The organism is Pseudoramibacter porci (assembly GCF_009696145.1).
In the GTDB taxonomy this organism is placed as follows: Bacteria; Bacillota; Clostridia; order Eubacteriales; family Eubacteriaceae; genus Pseudoramibacter; species Pseudoramibacter porci.
The window spans coordinates 48,440-68,189 of record NZ_VUMO01000001.1 but is presented as its reverse complement, the minus strand read 5'-3'; the positions used below and the strand labels follow the sequence as shown (position 1 = coordinate 68,189).

The 19,750-nt window shown below is 48.4% G+C and carries 17 protein-coding genes; all 17 read right to left on the bottom strand.

Annotation, left to right across the window (positions count from 1 at the left end; genetic code table 11):
• Window positions 1-392 precede the first annotated feature (392 nt).
• The 17 genes from FYJ52_RS10070 to FYJ52_RS00365 all read right to left on the bottom strand — a co-directional run bounded on the left by FYJ52_RS10070 (window position 393) and on the right by FYJ52_RS00365 (window position 19,728).
• Window positions 393-1,439, bottom strand: coding sequence for a peptidoglycan-binding protein (locus tag FYJ52_RS10070; protein ID WP_235901445.1), 1,047 nt, complete (start codon window positions 1,437-1,439; stop codon window positions 393-395).
• A complete protein-coding gene (locus tag FYJ52_RS00435; protein WP_154575296.1) occupies window positions 1,436-1,759 on the bottom strand; it encodes a phage holin in 324 nt (107 codons plus the stop codon). Before FYJ52_RS00435 ends, FYJ52_RS10070 begins: the two co-directional genes overlap by 4 nt.
• Window positions 1,760-1,826: 67 nt before the next feature.
• Window positions 1,827-2,879 carry a helix-turn-helix domain-containing protein gene (locus FYJ52_RS00430; protein WP_154575295.1) on the bottom strand — a complete coding sequence of 351 codons (1,053 nt, stop codon included), beginning with the start codon at window positions 2,877-2,879 and terminating at the stop codon, window positions 1,827-1,829.
• Window positions 2,880-2,893: 14 nt separating this feature from the next.
• Window positions 2,894-3,190 carry a type II toxin-antitoxin system RelE/ParE family toxin gene (locus FYJ52_RS00425; RefSeq protein ID WP_154575294.1) on the bottom strand — a complete coding sequence of 99 codons (297 nt, stop codon included), beginning with the start codon at window positions 3,188-3,190 and terminating at the stop codon, window positions 2,894-2,896.
• Between the two features lie 126 nt (window positions 3,191-3,316).
• Complete coding sequence (locus FYJ52_RS00420) at window positions 3,317-3,619, bottom strand: hypothetical protein (RefSeq protein ID WP_205960710.1); 303 nt, start codon at window positions 3,617-3,619, stop codon at window positions 3,317-3,319.
• Between the two features lie 17 nt (window positions 3,620-3,636).
• Window positions 3,637-4,038, bottom strand: coding sequence for a hypothetical protein (locus FYJ52_RS00415; RefSeq protein WP_154575293.1), 402 nt, complete (start codon window positions 4,036-4,038; stop codon window positions 3,637-3,639).
• Between the two features lie 9 nt (window positions 4,039-4,047).
• On the bottom strand, window positions 4,048-5,277 hold the full coding sequence (locus FYJ52_RS00410; RefSeq protein WP_154575292.1) for a hypothetical protein: 1,230 nt from the start codon (window positions 5,275-5,277) through the stop codon (window positions 4,048-4,050).
• Between the two features lie 2 nt (window positions 5,278-5,279).
• Window positions 5,280-5,399 (bottom strand): CD1375 family protein, encoded by a 120-nt coding sequence (locus tag FYJ52_RS10185; RefSeq protein ID WP_268892563.1) that lies wholly within the window; start codon window positions 5,397-5,399, stop codon window positions 5,280-5,282.
• Between the two features lies 1 nt (window position 5,400).
• Window positions 5,401-5,850, bottom strand: a complete 450-nt coding sequence (locus tag FYJ52_RS00405) for a hypothetical protein (RefSeq protein WP_154575291.1) — start codon at window positions 5,848-5,850, stop codon at window positions 5,401-5,403.
• A gap of 12 nt (window positions 5,851-5,862) precedes the next feature.
• The gene (locus FYJ52_RS00400) at window positions 5,863-7,728 is read right to left on the bottom strand and encodes a DUF859 family phage minor structural protein (RefSeq protein ID WP_154575290.1); all 1,866 of its coding nucleotides are present in this window, start codon (window positions 7,726-7,728) and stop codon (window positions 5,863-5,865) included.
• 3 nt (window positions 7,729-7,731) lie between these two features.
• Window positions 7,732-11,874 carry a Gp37-like protein gene (locus FYJ52_RS10270; RefSeq protein ID WP_154575289.1) on the bottom strand — a complete coding sequence of 1,381 codons (4,143 nt, stop codon included), beginning with the start codon at window positions 11,872-11,874 and terminating at the stop codon, window positions 7,732-7,734.
• Window positions 11,875-12,807 carry a phage distal tail protein gene (locus FYJ52_RS00390; protein WP_154575288.1) on the bottom strand — a complete coding sequence of 311 codons (933 nt, stop codon included), beginning with the start codon at window positions 12,805-12,807 and terminating at the stop codon, window positions 11,875-11,877.
• Entirely contained in the window at window positions 12,797-16,660 is a 3,864-nt protein-coding gene (locus FYJ52_RS00385; protein ID WP_154575287.1) for a peptidoglycan amidohydrolase family protein, read from the bottom strand. The genes FYJ52_RS00390 and FYJ52_RS00385 overlap by 11 nt, the downstream gene beginning before the upstream one ends.
• Before the next feature lie 452 nt (window positions 16,661-17,112).
• Window positions 17,113-17,682: an NUMOD4 motif-containing HNH endonuclease gene (locus FYJ52_RS00380; RefSeq protein ID WP_154575286.1), complete on the bottom strand. Its 570-nt coding sequence runs from the start codon at window positions 17,680-17,682 to the stop codon at window positions 17,113-17,115.
• Between the two features lie 201 nt (window positions 17,683-17,883).
• The gene (locus FYJ52_RS00375; RefSeq protein WP_154575285.1) at window positions 17,884-18,756 is read right to left on the bottom strand and encodes a hypothetical protein; all 873 of its coding nucleotides are present in this window, start codon (window positions 18,754-18,756) and stop codon (window positions 17,884-17,886) included.
• On the bottom strand, window positions 18,731-19,369 hold the full coding sequence (locus FYJ52_RS00370; protein ID WP_154575284.1) for a bacteriophage Gp15 family protein: 639 nt from the start codon (window positions 19,367-19,369) through the stop codon (window positions 18,731-18,733). The genes FYJ52_RS00375 and FYJ52_RS00370 overlap by 26 nt, the downstream gene beginning before the upstream one ends.
• Window positions 19,366-19,728: a hypothetical protein gene (locus FYJ52_RS00365; RefSeq protein WP_154575283.1), complete on the bottom strand. Its 363-nt coding sequence runs from the start codon at window positions 19,726-19,728 to the stop codon at window positions 19,366-19,368. The genes FYJ52_RS00370 and FYJ52_RS00365 overlap by 4 nt, the downstream gene beginning before the upstream one ends.
• Window positions 19,729-19,750: the final 22 nt, after the last annotated feature.

Genomic DNA, 19,750 nt, shown 5'->3' with positions numbered 1-19,750 from the left:
TGAATCTACCGCTTGCTTTTTCGCTTTTTGGGTCTGCGTTTTGGCTTGCGGTTTTTTGTTTGCCTGTGATTGTCAAGATAGCTTAGAAAAGCGATCACACTGTTGAAGGCAAGCAATCCAACTTCTATTATGTCTTTTAGCTTAATCGATTTTTCTCCTTTCCTTTGATTTAGAAGTCTTATCTCAACTTCTGATTATATTATACGCCTTTATAAGCGTATTGTCAAGTACTTTTGACAAAAATCTTATCTTTTTATAACTTTTTATTATCTTTTGAAATTTCCTGAAACCCGCTATTTTACGCGGTTTTTATCTTTTGGCTATCTTTTGAAAATCATAAAAAACTGCAAAAAAATAAGCCCAGCCTGTCAATGACAGACTGAGCTTTTTAATTACAAACCGAGCAATTTCCGCCAGGTGTTCTTCCCGACAATGCCGTCAGCTGTTAATCCGCGTTTCTGTTGGAAGACCCTCACCGCGGCCCGTGTGCCGGGGCCGAAATCTCCATCTGCACCGGATCGGCCGCAAGGATAGCCCCAGGCGATGAGCCGCTGCTGAATCAGCCGGGTGATACCACCCCGGGCGCCCTGCCTGACTGTCGGGCATCCGGCCAGGGTCGCCGGGCCAGCCACCCCGTCAACCACCTGGTGTGAATATCCTTGACGGTTGCATTCTTTCTGAAGTGCTGCGATCCACGTGTCATAATGCGTCTTAGAGGCAGTGGGCTTACTTTTGCTCGACAGCAGCGCATTGATTTTACTCATCGTGTTGACCCCGGCTTCCCCGTCGACAACAAGGCCATGTTCCTGCTGGAAACGCTTCACCGCGTTGAGGGTATCGGTGCCAAACTCGCCATCTGCGCCGGACTTGCCACACGAGTAGCCCAATGAGATGAGCTTGCTCTGCAACTCCGTCACTTCCAGCCCATAGTCGCCTTTCTGCAACCACGACCGAGCGGCGGGTGCACTCACGTGGCCGTTGCCGTTCTGGTATGGAGGACTTGCAAAACCGAGAATGCCCCATGACCCGTAAGGGTTGCCGTAAGTACGGACCCGGCGCATGACCGCGCCGCCGTTATCGCTGGAGCTCACAGACGTATTCCCTTCAATTGTGGTGACTGAATAAGAGCCGTTCCGACGCTCAACAATGCCGACGTGACAAGCCACACCGCGGCGACCGAAAAAGATAATGTCTCCAGGTTGCGGCTGATATTCCGGCCCGTGCCACCAGCCTTTTGATTTAAAATAATTGACGTGTGAAGGGCAGTAAGCATACTTGCCGACCACATTGCCGACCCCGGCCATGTTGGCGCACCAGGACACGAACATATCGCACCAGGGGCCAATGAGACCGTACCACTGAGAATATTTGACTCGATTTGACCCAGAGGGGCTTTCCTTAACTCCGATTTGGGACTGGGCCACTGATAAAATACTCATGCTGCACCTCCATTTTCTTTTTCTGCTGCGATATCAGCGTCAGTCGTCGGCTGATCGGTGACCATACCGGCCACCGCGTCCGCTTCATAGATCGCCGGGGCGGCTTTTTCTCCGTCGCGAATGCCCTGCGTTGTAGGGTCTACGACCACGCCGAGACCGACGAGCAGGTTGATCACGATGCCGAGCAGCTGCGTGAGATCGCTTTGTGAAATCGCCGGTATCACCCCGACGATACCTAAAATTTGATAAACAAAGGCCACCGCCGCGGCGATCAGCGCCGTCAACGTGGCCTTATTTTTGAGTCGTAATGTGAAATTCATATTTCTCCCCTTTGCATCAAAAAAGGAGTTACCCCAAAAAGTGATAACTCCTACATTAAATTAAACATTAAGCAGAAAGACTATATTTCTTTTTTAATTGATTTCCCTTTGAATATGGAATGATATTTTCTTTTTGCAATCTTCCAACAAGAATACCAACGTCAATGCCCATGTGATCAGCTGCACTGGAAAGTGCTCTTGATGAAAAATCACCATTCTGAACGAATGTTTGGTAATCTACTAAAGAAATAAGACGATCTCTAGCGAATAAATCTGCTTTCTCTTCATCTTCGGATGTTAGCGCGTCATCCTTTCCAATTTGTCCATAATGGATATGCCCTAATTCATGGAACAAGCTAAACCAAAAACGATCAGCATAAGCGCCTCGAACGGTCAAGCCCATGACGATTTTCCCACCGTCGTAAAACGTCGCGCCGTGAAGAAATGAACCTCCTAAATGCGGCAAGAATACTAGCGCGATACCATGCCTCGCCATCAAATCAACTAAAGCGGGGCAAAATTTTTCCGGCTCTTGTCTCGTCATCTCACGCAATTGAGGAATTTCTTCAAATAACCCCTGAAGATTGATAGGAGATACTTCCATTTTACGAGCTTCGATCTTGGCTTGCTGTGCCCATGCCATTAATGCATAATCACTTTTTTTGCTGCTTCCAAGCTTTCGCCATGCTATGCGTGTAATCCTCTTATTTGTAACCGAAGTTAATCGCGCCACTTCAAAAAATTTTCGTAAATTCACTACGCGCTCTTTTAAGTTTGACGTTTTCGGCACCCATCCAAGCTTTGACATCTCTTTATATGGAATCTTTTTTGAAAATGATATGTCTTCATCCATTTTATTTTCGTCTTTGGCCTTTGCAAGTTTTTCTCTATAAATGGATTCCAACTTATTCCAGAAGCTTGCTGGAATGCCTAAAACATACTCCAGCCGTTCAGCCACTTCAGGCGTTAAATGGACTTCACCATTTATCAGCCTACTGATATGTTTTTCTGACATATCCATTCGAGCTGCAAATTCTTTTTGAGTTATGCCACGATCTGAAAGTTGTTCCTTGATGGTGGCACCTGGCGGCGTGGCAATATATGTTTTGCTTTCAACCATTTGAAACTCCTTTCTTAGTGATAATCCACTATTTCTTCGATATTTGCAATTTGAATCTCTTGCCCAATCTTGCTAAAAATTAAACGGTACGGATGAACCAAATCAACAGCGTATTGATTTTTTCGATTTCCCTTTAATTCATGGCAACGCCCAATATTAAATTGAACCATCATTTCTACATTTTCCGCTGCATGAATTTGATCAATGCGTTGTTGAATTTTTTGAGCCATTTGTGGGCCGTATTTCTTTCGAGCAATTGAAGCATTTGTACAAATTTTTTTAAGTTTTTTTGTCGAATATGTTACATTCAAAGTAAACTCCTAAATTTACCTTATAGGTAAATTATAAATGCTTTTTGGTTGAAAGTCAATTTGCTTATCATCTTAGCATCCTCAATTAAGAATCGTCTTATCTTTCATTCGGTAAGTATCAATAATTCATCTTTTCCCTCCTTCGTGGATTTCCCATTCTTCAATCCGTTCAACTCTTTCTTTCAGCTCGTCGTACCGCTTAAAGGCGGTGCTGATATCTTGCTCCGCGCGGTACGTCCGCTCCACGATTTGATTGTGTTTTTCAACTTTTTTCTCAAGCTGATCAAATCGGTAAAGCAAAAGCTGAAGCTGACTGTTAATCTGTTCCTGGTGCGCCTTGGCGGCCTTGCTGGACGCGACCAGCGCGATCACCACCGGCGCAACCGTGCCGATTAGGTTTAAAACGAGATTCGGGTCAATTCGCCACATGATGTCACCACCTGCCCTTAGTAAATACTGGGCTGAATCGCCAGGCTGTAAATTAAGCTTGACCATCTGACCGTGGCGCTCTCCGCCGTCGGATCGTCGCCGTCACAGATCACGATTTGCACCTTAACGGTGCCAGACTGAGAGGTAGCGCTTTTGTCGATCTTCCAGCTGAAGGTGTACTGTGTCGCCGTGGTGCCGTCTGTATGGTCGTCGGTGACTGTGCAGGCCTTATACGCCACCTCGCCGCCGGGCGGCTTGTACACGGCGAAGACCTTCTGTGTGTCCTCGTAAAAATCAGATATATCTGTCGCCGAGACAATGAAGTTGGCTGTCGTCGTGTTGGTGTCGTGCTGAACCTCGACCGTTCCGGCCGCATCCATCGGGACGATCTCGCGCCCGTGGTTAATACTAAAATCCATGCTCTCCTCCTATTCGTCGATGAAGTAAACCGGGGTGACTGTGAGTTGTGTCGGAGCCTGCCCGCCATTCATAATCATCATGTTACGGTCACCTTCATACCTTAAGTAAATGCTGCACGTATCGTTATCGTGCAATCTGACAACGCCAGAAAAGGATGTGGTGCAGAAATTGCCAAAGGGGTCGGGATAGCCATAATTTTCCGCCACATTGGTTGCGCCGTGATTTCTCAGCCCGACGTGAACAGCGTTGGCGCGGTAGAGGTTACGGAGGTGAAGGGACCCGTCCACCCGGTACACGCCAGCCTTTCGGATATGTACAATGCCATCCTGATAGTAGGCATAACCGGCATCCATCGCCATCCCGTCAATGACCCGCGGATTCTTGAACTTGACCGCGTGATACTCGCCAGGCTTGACCCATTGGTCTGAGCCCTGATAGACGCCGAGCACCATCGTCGGCACGCAGTCGCTTAAAGTCCGTGTCGCCTTGTTCCAGCGGTCGGTGACACTGACTAAAGACGCCAACGTATTCGGGGATAATGTCTGCCATGCCCCAGCTGATCTGACGTTAAAAGTAAACGCCTTCCCGTCCGTTCCGGTCTGAATCCAGAACGCGCCGTCGGTCACGTCTGAAGACGTCGGTGCAGTGGTTTGGACGTATATCTGACGTTTGCCGGTGTCGCCCTGGGCCTGGGCATACCAGGTCTCATAATCGTTTTTGATGTGATTGAAATATGTGTCGAATTCCGAGACGCCGCGCATACGGATCCCGCCGCACAGCTTTGTGTCGGTGCGCTCGTCGGCGACCGCTGTAATGCCGTTCGCCGTAACAGTGACGCGGGCTAAAGAGATTTGCCACTTGACCCAGTGGTTTTGAGTCAGCGCCGGGGCGGCGGGGATAGCACTGGCCGTTCCCTTGAGGATTTCGAGACGGGTTTCCCTGGCGGAAAAGTCCGCCGTTACCACCACGCGGTCGATGCGCGTCAAGCTGGAGTTTTCCGCGTCGATGGTCAGCGCCTTATCGCTCTGGTTATAGTACCAGGCGCCATCGACGTGGGCGATGAACGGTGCGACTTTGACCTGACCGGTTCCTTTCATGACGGCGCCGCCCATGGTGCCGTCGTCGTAAATGTTTACGCCATTTCGGATGGATGCGTAAAACACCGCGTCCAGCTCTTCCTGGCCGTAGCTGGCGTTGCCATTCCAAAAGAAACTGTTTTGAATAATTGAATTGGCCATAGTTAACCTTCCTTGCTGGTGTCAGCGTCCAAAAGCGCCTGCACTTTCTTTCTCCAGAAAGCCGGCACATCATCAATTGCCATAATTCCTGCTAAAATACGCTTGTAGTAAATTTTTGCCATATTATTTCACTCCTTCTAATGCTGTTATCCGTTCCTCTAATCCCGACACCAACGCGCCGAGGTCGGCTAACCCGTCACCGTTATCAGATACAGATTGGGCTAAATCGACCATTGCGTCAGACAGCTCACTATTTGTTGGCGTCAATCTGGATTTATGTTCAGCCTCAGCCTGTTCAGCAAGTTCATTTAGTTCGTCTTCAGTATACGGAATGTACCGCTGAATCGTCTCCGTCTCATCATATGCTGCTTTAGCTTCGACCGGCTCTTCGTCCCAGACCGTGATCACGTCTTTGCCACCATTGGGGTACTCTTTCACCACTTCGATGTGGGATTTTCCGAGGGATGCCGACACTGCGTCGTGATGGTTGGTGACGATCTGCTCTATTTCCAGATGGCCTTTTTCCAAATTTGGATTTGTAATTTCGTTATTATTCTGATCTAAAATTCTCATTTTTCACCTCACTCAAGCAATGCGTTGCCACATATAGACGACAAAATATGGCGGCATCGAACTGTTAGAGCTTGTTACAGCTCGCGACTCATACCTGGCTGAGTTGTCTGAATGGGTAGATTTTTGTGTTCCATTGTTTATCGTTACTGTCACGTCGGCGAGTCTATTACTCATACCTGCTGGTTTTCCATTCTCCCCGCGCTGTAGTGCGCCTACTGGTCCGTTTTCGCCAACAAAGTTTCCGTAGTACCCACAGAGGACAAACCCATACCAATGTTCATGCGTCGCACTTCCACCTGTACTGCCTGCGGAAAAAGTGCTGCCGGCCGCAAGTAAAAATCTGTCTTTAATCTGCTCCCAGCTTCCACCGACAATCGACGCAGGGGACGTTGGGTCAGTTGAAATCCACGTCTTGCCAATTGGGAAAAACTTATCTAGAATCGTCTTCCCGTCCACATATACCTTTCTGCCTTCGACGTATATAGGAAAAGCGATGTCCAGTCCTTCGCGTGTTGCCGTCTTGCCGACAGCAATGCCTTTCCCGCCTTTTAAGAAATCCAGTGGTACCTGCGCATTAGATAGCGTCATTGCGGCACTGTTGGACGTGATTTTGTCCGTAATCGACGCGACTAAATCAAAGGCCTGGGTATCGCTGGCACTGATCCGCTTGGTGAGCGTCTGTGTCTTAGTGATCGTCCCCACACTAACCGACGTCCACGCCGACGTACTGCCGATCGGACGATATTGGAGCGTCACCGTTGCGCTGTTGCCGGACACGTTGGTGCTGTCCAGCGTTGCCGGAATGGTGACATTAGCGTAGGCGCCGGTATCGTCCGCCGTGCCTGAAGACGTGCACCGGGACGCGTTAACGCTGACCGTTGGCGGACTGTACGTCTTCACCGTGATCGCCTTCGTGACGATCGCCGTCATGCCCCGGCTATCCGTGGCCGTGATCGTCATGTTGGCCGTCCCGGCAGCATTCGGATAAAACTTAAAAGTGCCGCTTGTGGCGTCATACGTCGTACTGTTGTACACCGCGCTCACTGATTTGATTGTCGCCGTATCGGTGAAATCGGTATGATACACCGACGCCGGTACGGTGGCTGTCACCTGTGAGAAACTGGCTGCATACGCGCCCATCACGCTGTAAGCCTTTGTGGCATCCGCCAGGGTCACGCTTCCGATCGACGGCTTCACATCGCTCGGTACGGTGACAGTAATTGCCTGACTCACTACTCCTATTTTTGTGTCGTGCCCAGATCCCGTTTTCGTATTAAGAAAGACGGTAGCTTGCGCACTCTGACTGTTCGGAAACGTCGTCACTCGTTTCTTCGGGATGGTACAGGTGCATGAGGTGACGCCAGCCGCGACTTCATACGTGATTTGATCCCCGACGCCGGTAATATCAATCCAATGAGAGAATCCACTGCTGTGCGGGCTGATATTCACCGTAAAACTGCCGCCTGCCGCAACGTTTGACGTGGACAGCGACATGCCTGACGCACGGGGGATGGTATCCAGGTTGACGCCTGACCCGCACGACGTGGAAGACATAGACGTGCCGGAGATGCCACCTGTCGCGCCAATCCAGATGCCCTTGGTACCGTCGTTATTGTGATACACCCGCTTGGAGGCTGAGGCGACCTGCACCCAGCCGGTACCGATGGAGACATGGCCACCGTAGCCATAATCTGTGCCGTCAATATCGATGACGCCGCCGATCGTGCCGGAGGTGGTATACCCACTGTTAGTACGGCGGTAAAACAATTGCGCAGATACATCACTGTAGTTGCCGCTGACATTGGCGCTGGCCTGCCAGTTGATCTGCGCCACGATGTATCGATTACTTGTACTGCCTGAAATTGAACCAGATGCCATCCATTATCCTCCTATGTATTTAATCGATAGATTGCCATTTGACCGCGGAATAAACCCAAAATTGCCCATAGTGAACGTGCCGCCTTGTCGGATGGTCAAGTCAGCGATATCCACTTTGTCGGAAAAGGTCGCAATGACCTGGCCGGAGGCATTGCGGAAGGTCATGGCCTTACCTTTCAGATTGACACTTGCCGGTTTGCTTTTCTCATCGCTGCTGCTGTCGGTCAGTGTCAGCCCGTTCTTGTCAAATGTGAGGGACTCGCTGATTTCTTTTAACGTCGTCCCCTGTGCATTCGTGACACTTTGCAGCGTCGTGACATTGGCGCTGAGGCTGTCAGTCTTCTGGGCAAAATCCGTCTTGGTTACCAAATCATTCGTGATGGTGTTCCCTTGCGCGGCAATGTTCTTTTCATTATTAGACACCCGGTTTTTTAGCGTCGCCGCATCGTCGGCCATGGTTTTAATCGATTCAGACGCTTTATCCTGCTGATCTTGCAAGTTGTCAGTCGTATCCCACACATCGTTCAGCTCGTTGTCCAGTACCGCCGTCGAATACCCGGTCGAGCCATTGCTGTACGCGCTTTTTGTCCGCGTCCAATAATACCGGCCTTCGACGTATTCGGCGGGCGTTTCCGTCCAGCTGCCGCCATTTAGCGCGGTGCTTGAGGTAGAAAGATAATACTCCGGTGTCACCTTGCTGACGCCGACCCCCTGGGCGCCTGTTGCACCAGTCGGGCCTTGCGGCCCTGTCGCCCCAGTGGCACCCGTTGCACCCTTAGGGCCGGTTTCACCTTGAGGACCTTGAGGACCGGTTGCCCCCGTCGCGCCGGTTTTCCCCTGAGGTCCCTGTTCTCCTGTCTCGCCTTTTGGGCCTTGCGCGCCTGTTTCGCCTTGCGGGCCCTGCGGTCCAGTGGCGCCAGTGTCGCCCTTCGGGCCTTGTGCACCTTGGGCGCCGTCGGTAACGTTGAGGACATCCACAGTTTTTGTTACTTCCGGTTCGCTCGTATCGGCCACCAGCTTCGCCCATTCGACAAGGCAATAACCGGTATTTTCATATTCTGTATAGATATTGCGATAGTAAACCCTTGCAAACGCCGCGGCGGCCATATCATCTGTGGCCGTGAACGTGCCCGTGATCGTCTGTTCCGTCGATGGGGTTGTGCTGATCCAATCGGTGCCGTACGATCCACCGCCGAAATACATAGCAATTTTAGACTTATCGCCGTCATCTCCAGTCTTGATCTTGACGGACCAAATGTAATTCTTCCCGGATACGATGTTGCTCGTTAAATCATACTGCCCGACCGGGTAGCCTTGCGGGTCTTTTCCGTTGTTCGGTGTATCCCAGCCGGTAAGCAGATTCTCTTCCGGCGCGTAAGCGTTCGCTGTGATCACCGCTTTACTGTTAATGTCCTTGGCGTCAACTGTGACCGATGTGCCCGTTGCGATTAAAGCGCCATCATTAAACCACTTGACAATGCGCGTGTCGGTGATATCTTCCGCCCCGTGATAGACCGCGGCGGTGAGTGTGGTGGTGCCGGTGCCATTCTTGAAAGTGAAGCCGTCCGACGCGCTCACTTCGATGCGTGTGTAGGCGCCGCTCTCACTCTGAACGCACACCGGCGTCGTCTCCGTCGTCGTACCGTCCTGGTACGTGATGATGTTCTTCTGCCAGATGTACTTGCCCGCAGTCCACGTCGGTGCGGTCTCTTGCCAATCGCCACCCGCAAGTTCGGTGGCGCTGGTGGATTGGTAGTAACTCGGCGTCACGCTGGCCATGGTTTTTGAAATCGACGATTGTAAGCCCTCCGAAGTTTTAGTCAGCTGATTGGTCGTCACAAATCCGCCGCCTTTATCGACGGTAGATAACAGTTCTGAAAGTGTTCCGTGGGTTTGATCTAAATAAATCTTAGCCATGTTGATGGTCTTCGTGCCGTCAGTGTTGATGGATTCGACCACGCTGTCAACGTCTAACTTGGAGCCCGCGATATTGGCGTCGTCTGCCACCATCTTGTCGACGATCAGCCCGTTCGGAACCGAGGCCGGTTTGATGCCGTCAGCGTCGATAAGCACTCCTTTGCCCGTTGAATCATACAGAACAAAAGTAAAGTTGCCGCTCGCATCCCGGCCCAGCTGGACCCGGACCGTGCCGCTCTTGTCTGCGATCTGAAGGGTCGGCCCGAAAATCGACAGGCCGCCGTCTTCTGATTTGATCTTCACCTTGCTGGTGTCCAGCTCGCCCGAGGTGATTTTATCTGCCGTCAAGCTGGCGATCATAGCCGAAGTAATCCACCCGGATATCGCGCTCAATTGTTCGGCGTCCAGGCTGTCGATGTCGGCCGATCCGGCAAATATGCGATTGGATAGCAGCGTCTTAATATTTGCCCAGGACGCCCACAGATTGCCGACCGTCGCTTCATTGAAAGTGGCTTTATCGGAAAACAGCGCCTTGATGTACGCGTTGTTCCCGATGAGTTCGTCGATGGTGGCCTTGTTGGTGTCTAAATCGTCCACGGTGGCCTTTTTCGCCACAAGGTCGTCAATATCTGCCTTTGCCGCGGTTAAATCTAAAATCTCGGCTTTTTTCGCGGTCAAATCTTTGATGTTCGCTTTCTCGGCGGTCAGCTCATCAATATCCGCCTTCTCCGCGCTCAGTTCCGTGATCGACGCCTCGTTAGCGATGAGGTTCTGCGTTGATGTCCGCTGCGCGGTCAGGGTCTTAAAATCGGCCATGTCCGCTTCTAACCGTTTCACGGTTGCGTCGTCCACGTCCAGTCCCATGATATAGGCGTGCTTGGCGAAGAGCTCATTCGTATTGGTGACGTTCGCGTTAATTTTGTCAAATTCTTTAGTGATGCCATTGCGTTCGACTACAACAGCTTCCTGAGCGCTGGTGATCGCGCCTGAAACGGTGGTTTCTGTGTAACCAAACGTCGGTGTGATGGTCAGGTCGCCGCCTTCATACGTCTCTTCAACCGCTGTCACCTGCTGGTCGATTGTGACTCCATTTGCTTTGTCGATATAAGTGCAGATGTCGCCTAAATCCCAATACACGCGGTAATCAGTCGTATAGACCTCATATTCATACGACATGACATCGCGATGCTCACTTTGCAGCTTTTCATTGCCTCTATCTTCCATAAGCTTCGTGACTTCAGCGTCTGTTCGTGTTTTTTCCGTGGAACTGCCAGACGATGAACTGCTTGATTCCTCATCTCCTGAGGACAGCCGCCCCGTGACCGTCTTTGTTTCTGCTGTGTACTTTGTTTGAATATCCCGCGCGTCGACTAAGACCTCCCGTCGTTCCAAACCTTTGAAATTGTCACCGACTTTAACAATTTTCCGCTTTGCACCGTCACCTTCACCCGCAACATAGGCCATGTTCTTGTATGCGCTCGTATCATGCGTATACATGTGCTTTTTAACCGTTTTATTGTTAGTGGTAAAAATGTACGCATTTGGATTGATCGACGCGGTTTCAATACCATCTTTATACGTTTCGATATGCTGTGTACGATCCACGCCGGTCAATACTGTGAAAACCAGCTTGCCCGTCCCAAAGTCCGGAATTAAAGAAAAGCCCAGACCACTGTGAATACTGAGCGTATTTAAATCAGCGGTTAAGGCTTTAAATCGACTTTGAAATGATAATTTATGTTCAGTTGGGGTCCCGTGTTTTGCGATCGTAATGAGCGGAATTTTGCGATTGCTGTCTGTTGGGTTCACAACGTGCTGATCCACTAAATCGTACATAATGGTTTCAGCCGGTGTGTTGTCCCATACCATGTAACCGTCGTGATTCTTATTGTCGCTGTCAGATGGAATGGTGATGCGCTGACTGAGTATGAAATCCGCCGTATACCCATGCACCGTAAAATCTTGTGTCGAATTGTACGCAAACCCATCAGAATCATCGACAGGCTTTTCGATGATGCCAAACTTGTTCACATCGTCGTTGACCATCACAAAGCGCCCGTTCTTGAGCAGTGCATTCGGTTCGCCCATATGCAGCTCAAAATCGCCGTACGTTGACCATACCCGTTTCCAGATGATCGACGTGGTTTTATTGACAATGCCAATCAACTCCAGCTTGTCATCCTTAACATCGTACACCCGCACAGTCGGTTTAATAATACGTCTATCCATTTAAACCCCCGTAAAATACCGTTTGTACAAGATATTTACCTCGTTAACTTGATTCGCGTCCGCCGTCTCATAATGAAAGATGTTGTCCCCAAGTTCGAGAAAAAATTCCAAATCTGAATGGGTGGTCAAATAAGGGTAAGCATTCGTTTGATTTCCAGCACTATCTTCAATGTAAAGCCGCGGATTATTCATACCCGTCATGATATTGAGCGTTTCCCCCACTGCCATTTCCTTTAATATCTGAATTTCTTTCCCTGTGATCAGGTTCTTTACCTTCGGATATTTAGCCGGGCCTTTGAATGTGATCCACAACGGCGCCGCTGCGTGGCCGTCATTGAAAATGCTCTTATCCCCAATCACACGGTGTCTGAGATAAAACGGCGAACCATCCTGTGCTGCTCCTGCCGGAGTTGTCGACGTCGGGCTGTAGGCGTTCTGCGTTTCATCGTGGAGTGAAAAGCCACCGGCCCATTCGGACAACGCCACAAGCTGCCATTTATCATCTTCAAAATAACCATTTAAACCTTTAAGCTGAAGTTCATATTCGACTTTTTTAAAAAAATTATCCTGCTTATCTTCAAGCTTACTAACTTCGTAATCAATGCTCCTTACATGTGTAATACCACGGTCTTTACGCGTGACGGTGAGCCGTCCCGGTTTGTATGGCGTGAAATAACCCATGATCTTGTCATGTATGGCGTAATCATCGTTCTTGTAATCGAAATGAATCCCCATTTGGCGAACGCCCATGCGCTGTTTTTTCACATAACCGCCGTCGAAATTGTAATCCTCTGTGGTTAGGTCGTAATCTGATCCATCAAACCCTGACACGTCAATGATATTAAATCCTGTCTTGATATCAGGGCCGGAGCCGATGAGCAAATCGCCATCAACCCCATTATTAAATTTCATCGTGAAAAATTTAGTTGCCATTGAAAGCAAGACTCCTTCCCGCTTGTCTGAGCTCTGCCCGAAATGCGGATGGCTGTTTTGGCGTTTCCTGGAAATACACGTTCTGTGTCATGTCGTTGTTATTCGTGACCGTCGTCATGCCGCCAGCAGCCGTTACCGCTACTTTATTGGCGAAATCCGACATGACCGCGTTAATCCCTTCTTGCAATGCCGTTGTGACAAATCCGCCACGTGAATTTGCGTACGGGTTTTCACTCTTGCGAATAACAGCTTCTCCGGCGTGGATCTTTGCAAACTGATCGCGACTGATAAACCGTGACCCAACCGCATAGCCGTACCAGTGCTTAGACCGCGGCTTTAATACACGCTCAACCGAGCCATATCTCGCGATCATATAGCGAATTGCGGCGACTATATTGTCGATCGGATTCCAAATATTACCATGGCCCAGGAGCTTATATGCGTTAAAGGTCGAGTCGATCATCTGCATGACCCCCTTAGAGGGGTGCCCAAGTTTGGCGTTGATGTCCCAATTATTCACTGCTCTCGGATTGCCGCCGGATTCGGCTTTAGCTGCACGGATGAGACCGCTTGCCAGCGATTCAGACTGACCGGTAAGTTTCAGCGCAGCTCTGACCCAGTCGGAAAGTTTCCCGCTGGCCGCTGCTCCCTCGTCGTCACCTTCTGCATCCATCGTACCAAAACCGTACTTCTTAAAGTTATACGCCTCCTCAATGGCATCAGCTAAACTGTTGCCCAGGCCATTTTTATAACGGAGAATTGCGGCCCAGTGCCCAGGATCGCGCCCGACGTAAGCTTCGTGTGCCTGATCGCCTGGTTCAGGATGGCCGTGAGCACTATGAAACCCGGCGTTTATCAGGCCACCGAGTGCCATTTCAACATGCGTCGCGTCGTTTAAAAGGATATCACCACGTTTTGGATTCGCATAAGGCAGCCTTGACCAGCCGCGCGCTGTCAGATTCGTCGATAAATTATGTGTACTCGACGCCGATCCCGTATCGAAACCCGCTTTTCTCAGGGAGTAAATAATCGAACTTGAGCAGTCAAAGTCTGGCCCCCATCGATTAGACTGTGAGTAACCATGGCTGTCATTATTAACGAGATTCAGCATATTGGAGACAAAACGCCCAAGTTTACCGTCTCCAGAGCCACCGACGACGGAGCCGCCGTCGTACTTGCGCATCCAGTTGACTTCTTTCATGGAGTCGTCATCCATATAATTGACATTCGCATCTGCACTGAACTTTTGTTTGGCAAACGCGCCTTTCATGTCACTGACAGTCGACCTCGTGAATTTTCCGAGTTCCGTGGAGTTCAAGCCGTTGATAAACCCAATGCCGGTATAACGGCCATACGCAAAGGCAACCTTTGATGGTGACGCAATACCGAGCCCTGTTCTGAAAGCTTTTTTGACCGCATCAACTAACTGATTGGTGGTACCGACAACAGTGGCTTTTTCAGCTAATAACCCGTTATTATAGCCCTGCATCGTATATACGCCAAGCGCGTAAAATGCGCTATATTGGCCACGTATCCACCCCTCTAATGCAATAATTATCGTCTGTGTACTGCTTTTTGCGGCGTTCGTTCGGTCTGTGGCGCTGAGCGCGACCGCATTAAATGTACTATAAGATGACGCCTGGAATTGACCCAATAACGACGCAATGAAGATAGCCATCATCTGCATATTGGTCAATACCGTGTTTTTCGCCTGTCCTGTCGCATTGATGGCGTTTTGCGAAATGGGTGAATATACCGCCTGCGCCGCTATCTGCATGAGCGGTGCGGTGTTTTGAATGTCTGCCACTTGGAGAGTCATACTCGTTACGATATCTGTCTGTGCGCTCTGTGTGGCAGTATGCGCCTGATCCGCTAATACGCCATACGTATTGCTGGCTGCCGTCTGCATGCTCGAACCTTGAGGAGCTTGTGTGCCAATGGCTGAAGCCGATCCTGAATTCGTCCCACTCGAAACAATTTGGCTGAAGATCGCCGCGATCTCCTCGATCGCCAACGCTATCGCATTAAGCGCCTGGACAATACCCACGATATCCTGATTGCCCACCGCTTCTTTAATATCGCGCATGAGGGCTTGCCGGCCGTACATGATTTCATCTCCGGCCTCACCTGCGCCAAACAACGTGGCATTTGTGAACATATAGGGATTGTCCATGGCTTTTGCGTGCCATTCGACAGAAAATTTTGGAGCTTCAGGTGGATTGAGTGAAAACTTGCCTTTGATCTTGAAATGTGGCAATTTAATTTTTGGCAATTCCCAGTTGAAATGAAAGAAACTTCGAATCCGATCAATCGCATTTCTCACAGTATCAACCGCATGGCTCCAACCATCCCGAATGGCATTTACAGGAATCATAACCGCATCTCTGATTCTGCTCATGACATCAGCAATGAACTGCGCCTGCTTTTCTGCTAGATGAATCCGGTCGTTAATAAAATTAACAATAGCGCTAAAGGCACCTCTAATTACGTTAATTGTTCCTAAAATTACTGCTCGAATGGCGTTGATAATCGGCAGAAATACTACCTGCATTCCATGCCAAGCTAATGTAAACACTGTGCTAATAGCGCCCCATGCAATATTCCAGCCACTTTGAACAACCGTTAAGAATCCCATAATTACCGAAGCGATTCCATTGATAATTGGTGAAAAGAATGCAACCATTCCATTCCACACAGTTCTAAAAGAAATGGAAATGCCTCCCCAAATGAAACTCCATACAGCTTGTATTACCATCCCAACCGTTTGAATAACACTGGCAATTACGTTGATTGCTGTTTGAACAGCGCCAACAATTGCGTTCCAAACTGCAATGATTTGATCTTTGAAGTTGACCCAAATAAATTGGAAAGGTAACAAGATCAGCTGAATCCACGCTTCGATGATATTTCCGATGGTCATCAATACAACTGTAATGACATTTTCGATTGTGTTGAAGACAATCGATATGACGTTTCCTACCGCTTCAAACGCACTGCGGACAGCTTGCCATTGCTGCTGCGCCAGTTGAATTCTTCCTTGGAAGAACTGAACTACTGCTCCAAACGCTGTTTTAACCGCGTTAATAACGGTCAGCACAACCGTCTTGATCCCGTTCCACACGCCATTGATAAAATCACGAAATTTTTCGTTGGTATTGTACAGCGTGATTAAAGCCGTAACTAATCCGGCAATCGCAACGATTGCAAGTCCAACCGGGCCTCCAAATGCGCCGGTTATTGCACCGCCAAGACCTTTAATAAATGCAACAAGGCCCGCAAAACTTTTTATCATTGACAAAATTGTGAAAAAAGTTTGAATGCCCTTGATAATTCCGGCTAAAGCGCTCAGCGCTTTAAACGCCATTAATGCCCCGAGCAAGCCGACAAGCAGTGGCGTCAGTTCTTTAACCTGCTCTTTGTGCTTTGATAAAAACTGCGTTGCATCTTTAATTGCTGGAATCACGCTGCTATTAATCAATCCTACAATGCCTTTAAATAGATCATTGACCGGAAGCCCGGTATACTCTTCAATGACTTGGCCAACACCTTCAAAGATATTCCCAATTACCGGCATAATATTTCTAAAGTTCGCAACAATCGAATCGCATAACTCTTCTGTCGTTTTGCGAATCTTTTGACTGTTGCCTGTGCCAAGCGCCGTGAGAAAATTCTCCCACGCGCCTTTCATTGAATTATATGAGCCTTCAACGGTGCCGGCTGCTTCTTTTGCCGTCGTTCCCGTGAAGCCCATTTCAACCTGAATGGCGTGAATGGCTTTAAAAACATCATCTAAGTTGTTAATGTCATAATGAACGCCTGTGAGCTTTTCTGCATCAGCAAGCAAGCGTTTCATTTCTTCTCTTGTGCCGCCGTACAATATGTTCAACTCAATTCGCTACTTTTGAGCCCGTTCTCTTACGAACTGCTATATGTCGCCATATAGTTCAGACTATCTCTTCAATCTTTTAGATTGCCTCGCGCTTCCATTCGCTTGAATGTACTCTACTCCATTAAAAAAACGCCCATTCAGGACGTTTTCTCTGTTTCGCTAGTCGTTACTCGTTCCGCTTCCGCGGCTTCGCACGGTATTTGCTCAAGCTGCTTTCTCGAGCCCTTCACCGTTTTCACGAGGTTTATACTGAGCAATTTGGCACGGTTTACCCAGTTTAAGGTTATCCAGCATCGTGTAATTTTGCTTTGCGAACCCTTGATAGGCCCACTCAATAGAAGCCATTGAGGTGCCCATCTTATTCGCGTTCCTTTATACCCTCGGTTTCCCGATATTTATTAGGGGAGTAGACTATCTCATATCAACTTAAATATAAATCCATGATGTGTTCCACCATGTTTAGCACATCTAGAAACTTCACACGGTAAAAATCCGTCTACCTTTGTTTCTACGATAGCACCATAAACTTTTGATTCTCCAGTTTTTACATTTATGGCTTTAACCTTTAAAGCCCTTTTACTATTACGCCCACACTTACCGTAATTTGGGTGTCTTTTTCCTCGCACATGATTAATTAAATCATGCTTATAGGCGTGTATAACATTATCTTGTACAGAAACCCACTCAAGATTATCCAGTGAACAATTTAACTTGTTCCCGTCTTTGTGGTTTACCTGTGGAAGATTATCCGGATTCGGAATAAAATATTCAGCAAGAAGCCTGTGCAGGTACTTTTGTGTCTTTTTTCCGTTCTTTGCAAGCGTAACTCTATAATAGCCATTCGGCGCAATATCCGGATGTAGCACTTGGCTTTTTCTAAATCTTTTACGTCCTAATGAATCAACGCACATTCTGTCTTTGCTTCTTACAATTCCTGTATCAGATAACTCGTAAAAATCTTCAAATCCAATAATGGCTTTCCACATCTTGTATGTACACCTTTCTTGTCAATATAGGTGTATTATACAACAAATTTATAGTTTAAATTGATCACACCGCTTCAGGCCGCGTACCAATAGTGACCCTACTTCCATAAAGGAATAGTCGTTACATCTTCCCCGATTATTCGGAGCTTGACACGGTGTTGCCCTCGTCTTTACGTTAGGGGTTTCACCGTTAGCACAGCTTTAAGCTGCACACCTCTGGTAGAGTTCAATGTGTTTCGAGCGGACAATTTGATGTCTATCCGCCATGTCTTTGACGGCCATATCCCCGACTTTCGCGGCGGCTTTGGTATTGCCGTGCACAGCCTGCAATAACGAGGCAGAAAACCCCGTTATATTTTCCATATACTGATTGGCAGACATTCCAGCGGTTTTATAAGCGTTGTCTGCATATCTTTGAACACGCTTGGAGCTGTCTTTAAAGATCGTATCCACACCGCCGACTAATTGCTGATATTTTGAAAAAGCGTCTGCCGCTGCTTTTCCAAATTCAATAACTTTGCCAACAGAGAACACACCCGCCAGCACCCCGCCAAGTTTTCCAGCGACTGCTCGCATTTTTTCGAGTCCTGCGCTGGCTTGATCGGTTCCGTTTCTGTATTCCTGTGACCAGCCGTTGATTGAATCGCGTAAAGTTGACAAAGCCGACGCCGCGCCATGCGTGTCGACATTCACATCAACTTTCGGATCAGTGCCGTCAACAGCTTTTGCGGTTTCTTCGACTTGCTTTAAGGATGCTTCTGCGTCCGATGTGTCCGCGCTGGCCTCAATATGCGGAGATTGTCCATTAATCGCATCCGCTTGATCCGACACGCGGTTTAAGGCTTCTTCAGCTTCTGAAGTATCCGCACTTGCTTCAACATCCGCGTCTGTATCGTCAAGCGTCGCGACCTGCTTCTGAAGAGCTGAGATTTTTCTTGTGCCTTCCGCATCGTCGAAAGAAAAAGTTACTTTAGCATCGCCAAATCCTCCGAGTGCGCGGCGCATTCGATTAAGGCCTGCTTCTATGCCGGAAGTATCTAAGCTGGTTTCAATGACTATGTTTCCATCCGCCATAATGGCCTCCTTTCTGAATTATAATCCAAATTGAGAGAGATTCACCGCCGTTCATTAGTGCCTCGTCTAAAGCGTCTTGATACGCTTTATCTTCATCGCTCATCCGATCGTGTGGTGAAGGTAATCGATACATTTTTTTGAGCTTATCGATTTGCCGCTTTTCTTCTTTACTCATTCCTTTCGTGTCGGTCGCACGATAAGACACAATCTCCATGATTTTGGTGTTGGCATTTAGGCTGTCAAACAGTGCTTTAAATTTCCACCAATGCATATAAGCCACTTCGGTGAGATCAATGTGATACTGCTCAAAAAAAGCGGCAAAAATATAAGGTGCATCGTACTCAAAGGAAAGCACCGCCTTTTTTGAGCCCTCGCCGTGTACCTCCCGATCACATTCAAAGAAAGCTAGTGCCGCCTCAACCGCTGTTTCAACATCTGACGGAATGCCGCCAAAATAAAGTTCAAGCGTTTGTGCCGTTTTTTCCCACTCTTCCAATGATGGATCTTCGAACAAGGCCGCAACTTTGATTGAGGTTCTAAAGTCGGTGTCAATTGGATATTCAACATCGCCGATCCAAACGGATTCAGGAAGTGGATCGGTTAAGATGTTCATTTTGCTGCATATTCCGAAACTTTCATCATACGTTTTCGGTCAGCCATGCCGACAATGCTGAGCACATACGTCGCCAGGTCCATCCGTTCGTAGATATCAAATTCACGATCTTTAAAGATGGTGTCGTATTCGCCCGCGCCCAGAAACGTATCAACCGATTCTTTAAGAAAAGCGTCTAACTCCTCTAAACCTTTCTTACTGTCTGTGATTTTATCAATGTTTTTCTGGTAAGCTTCCATCTGCTTGCCAATTTCATCTTTTTTATCAAAAATTACCTGATTATGTTCGACTTTATACGTCTTGCCACAAATATCACCGAAATCGATAAATTTCTTTTCAAATCTAAATCTCTTTGCCATAAGTTTGCCCCCATACAAAAAT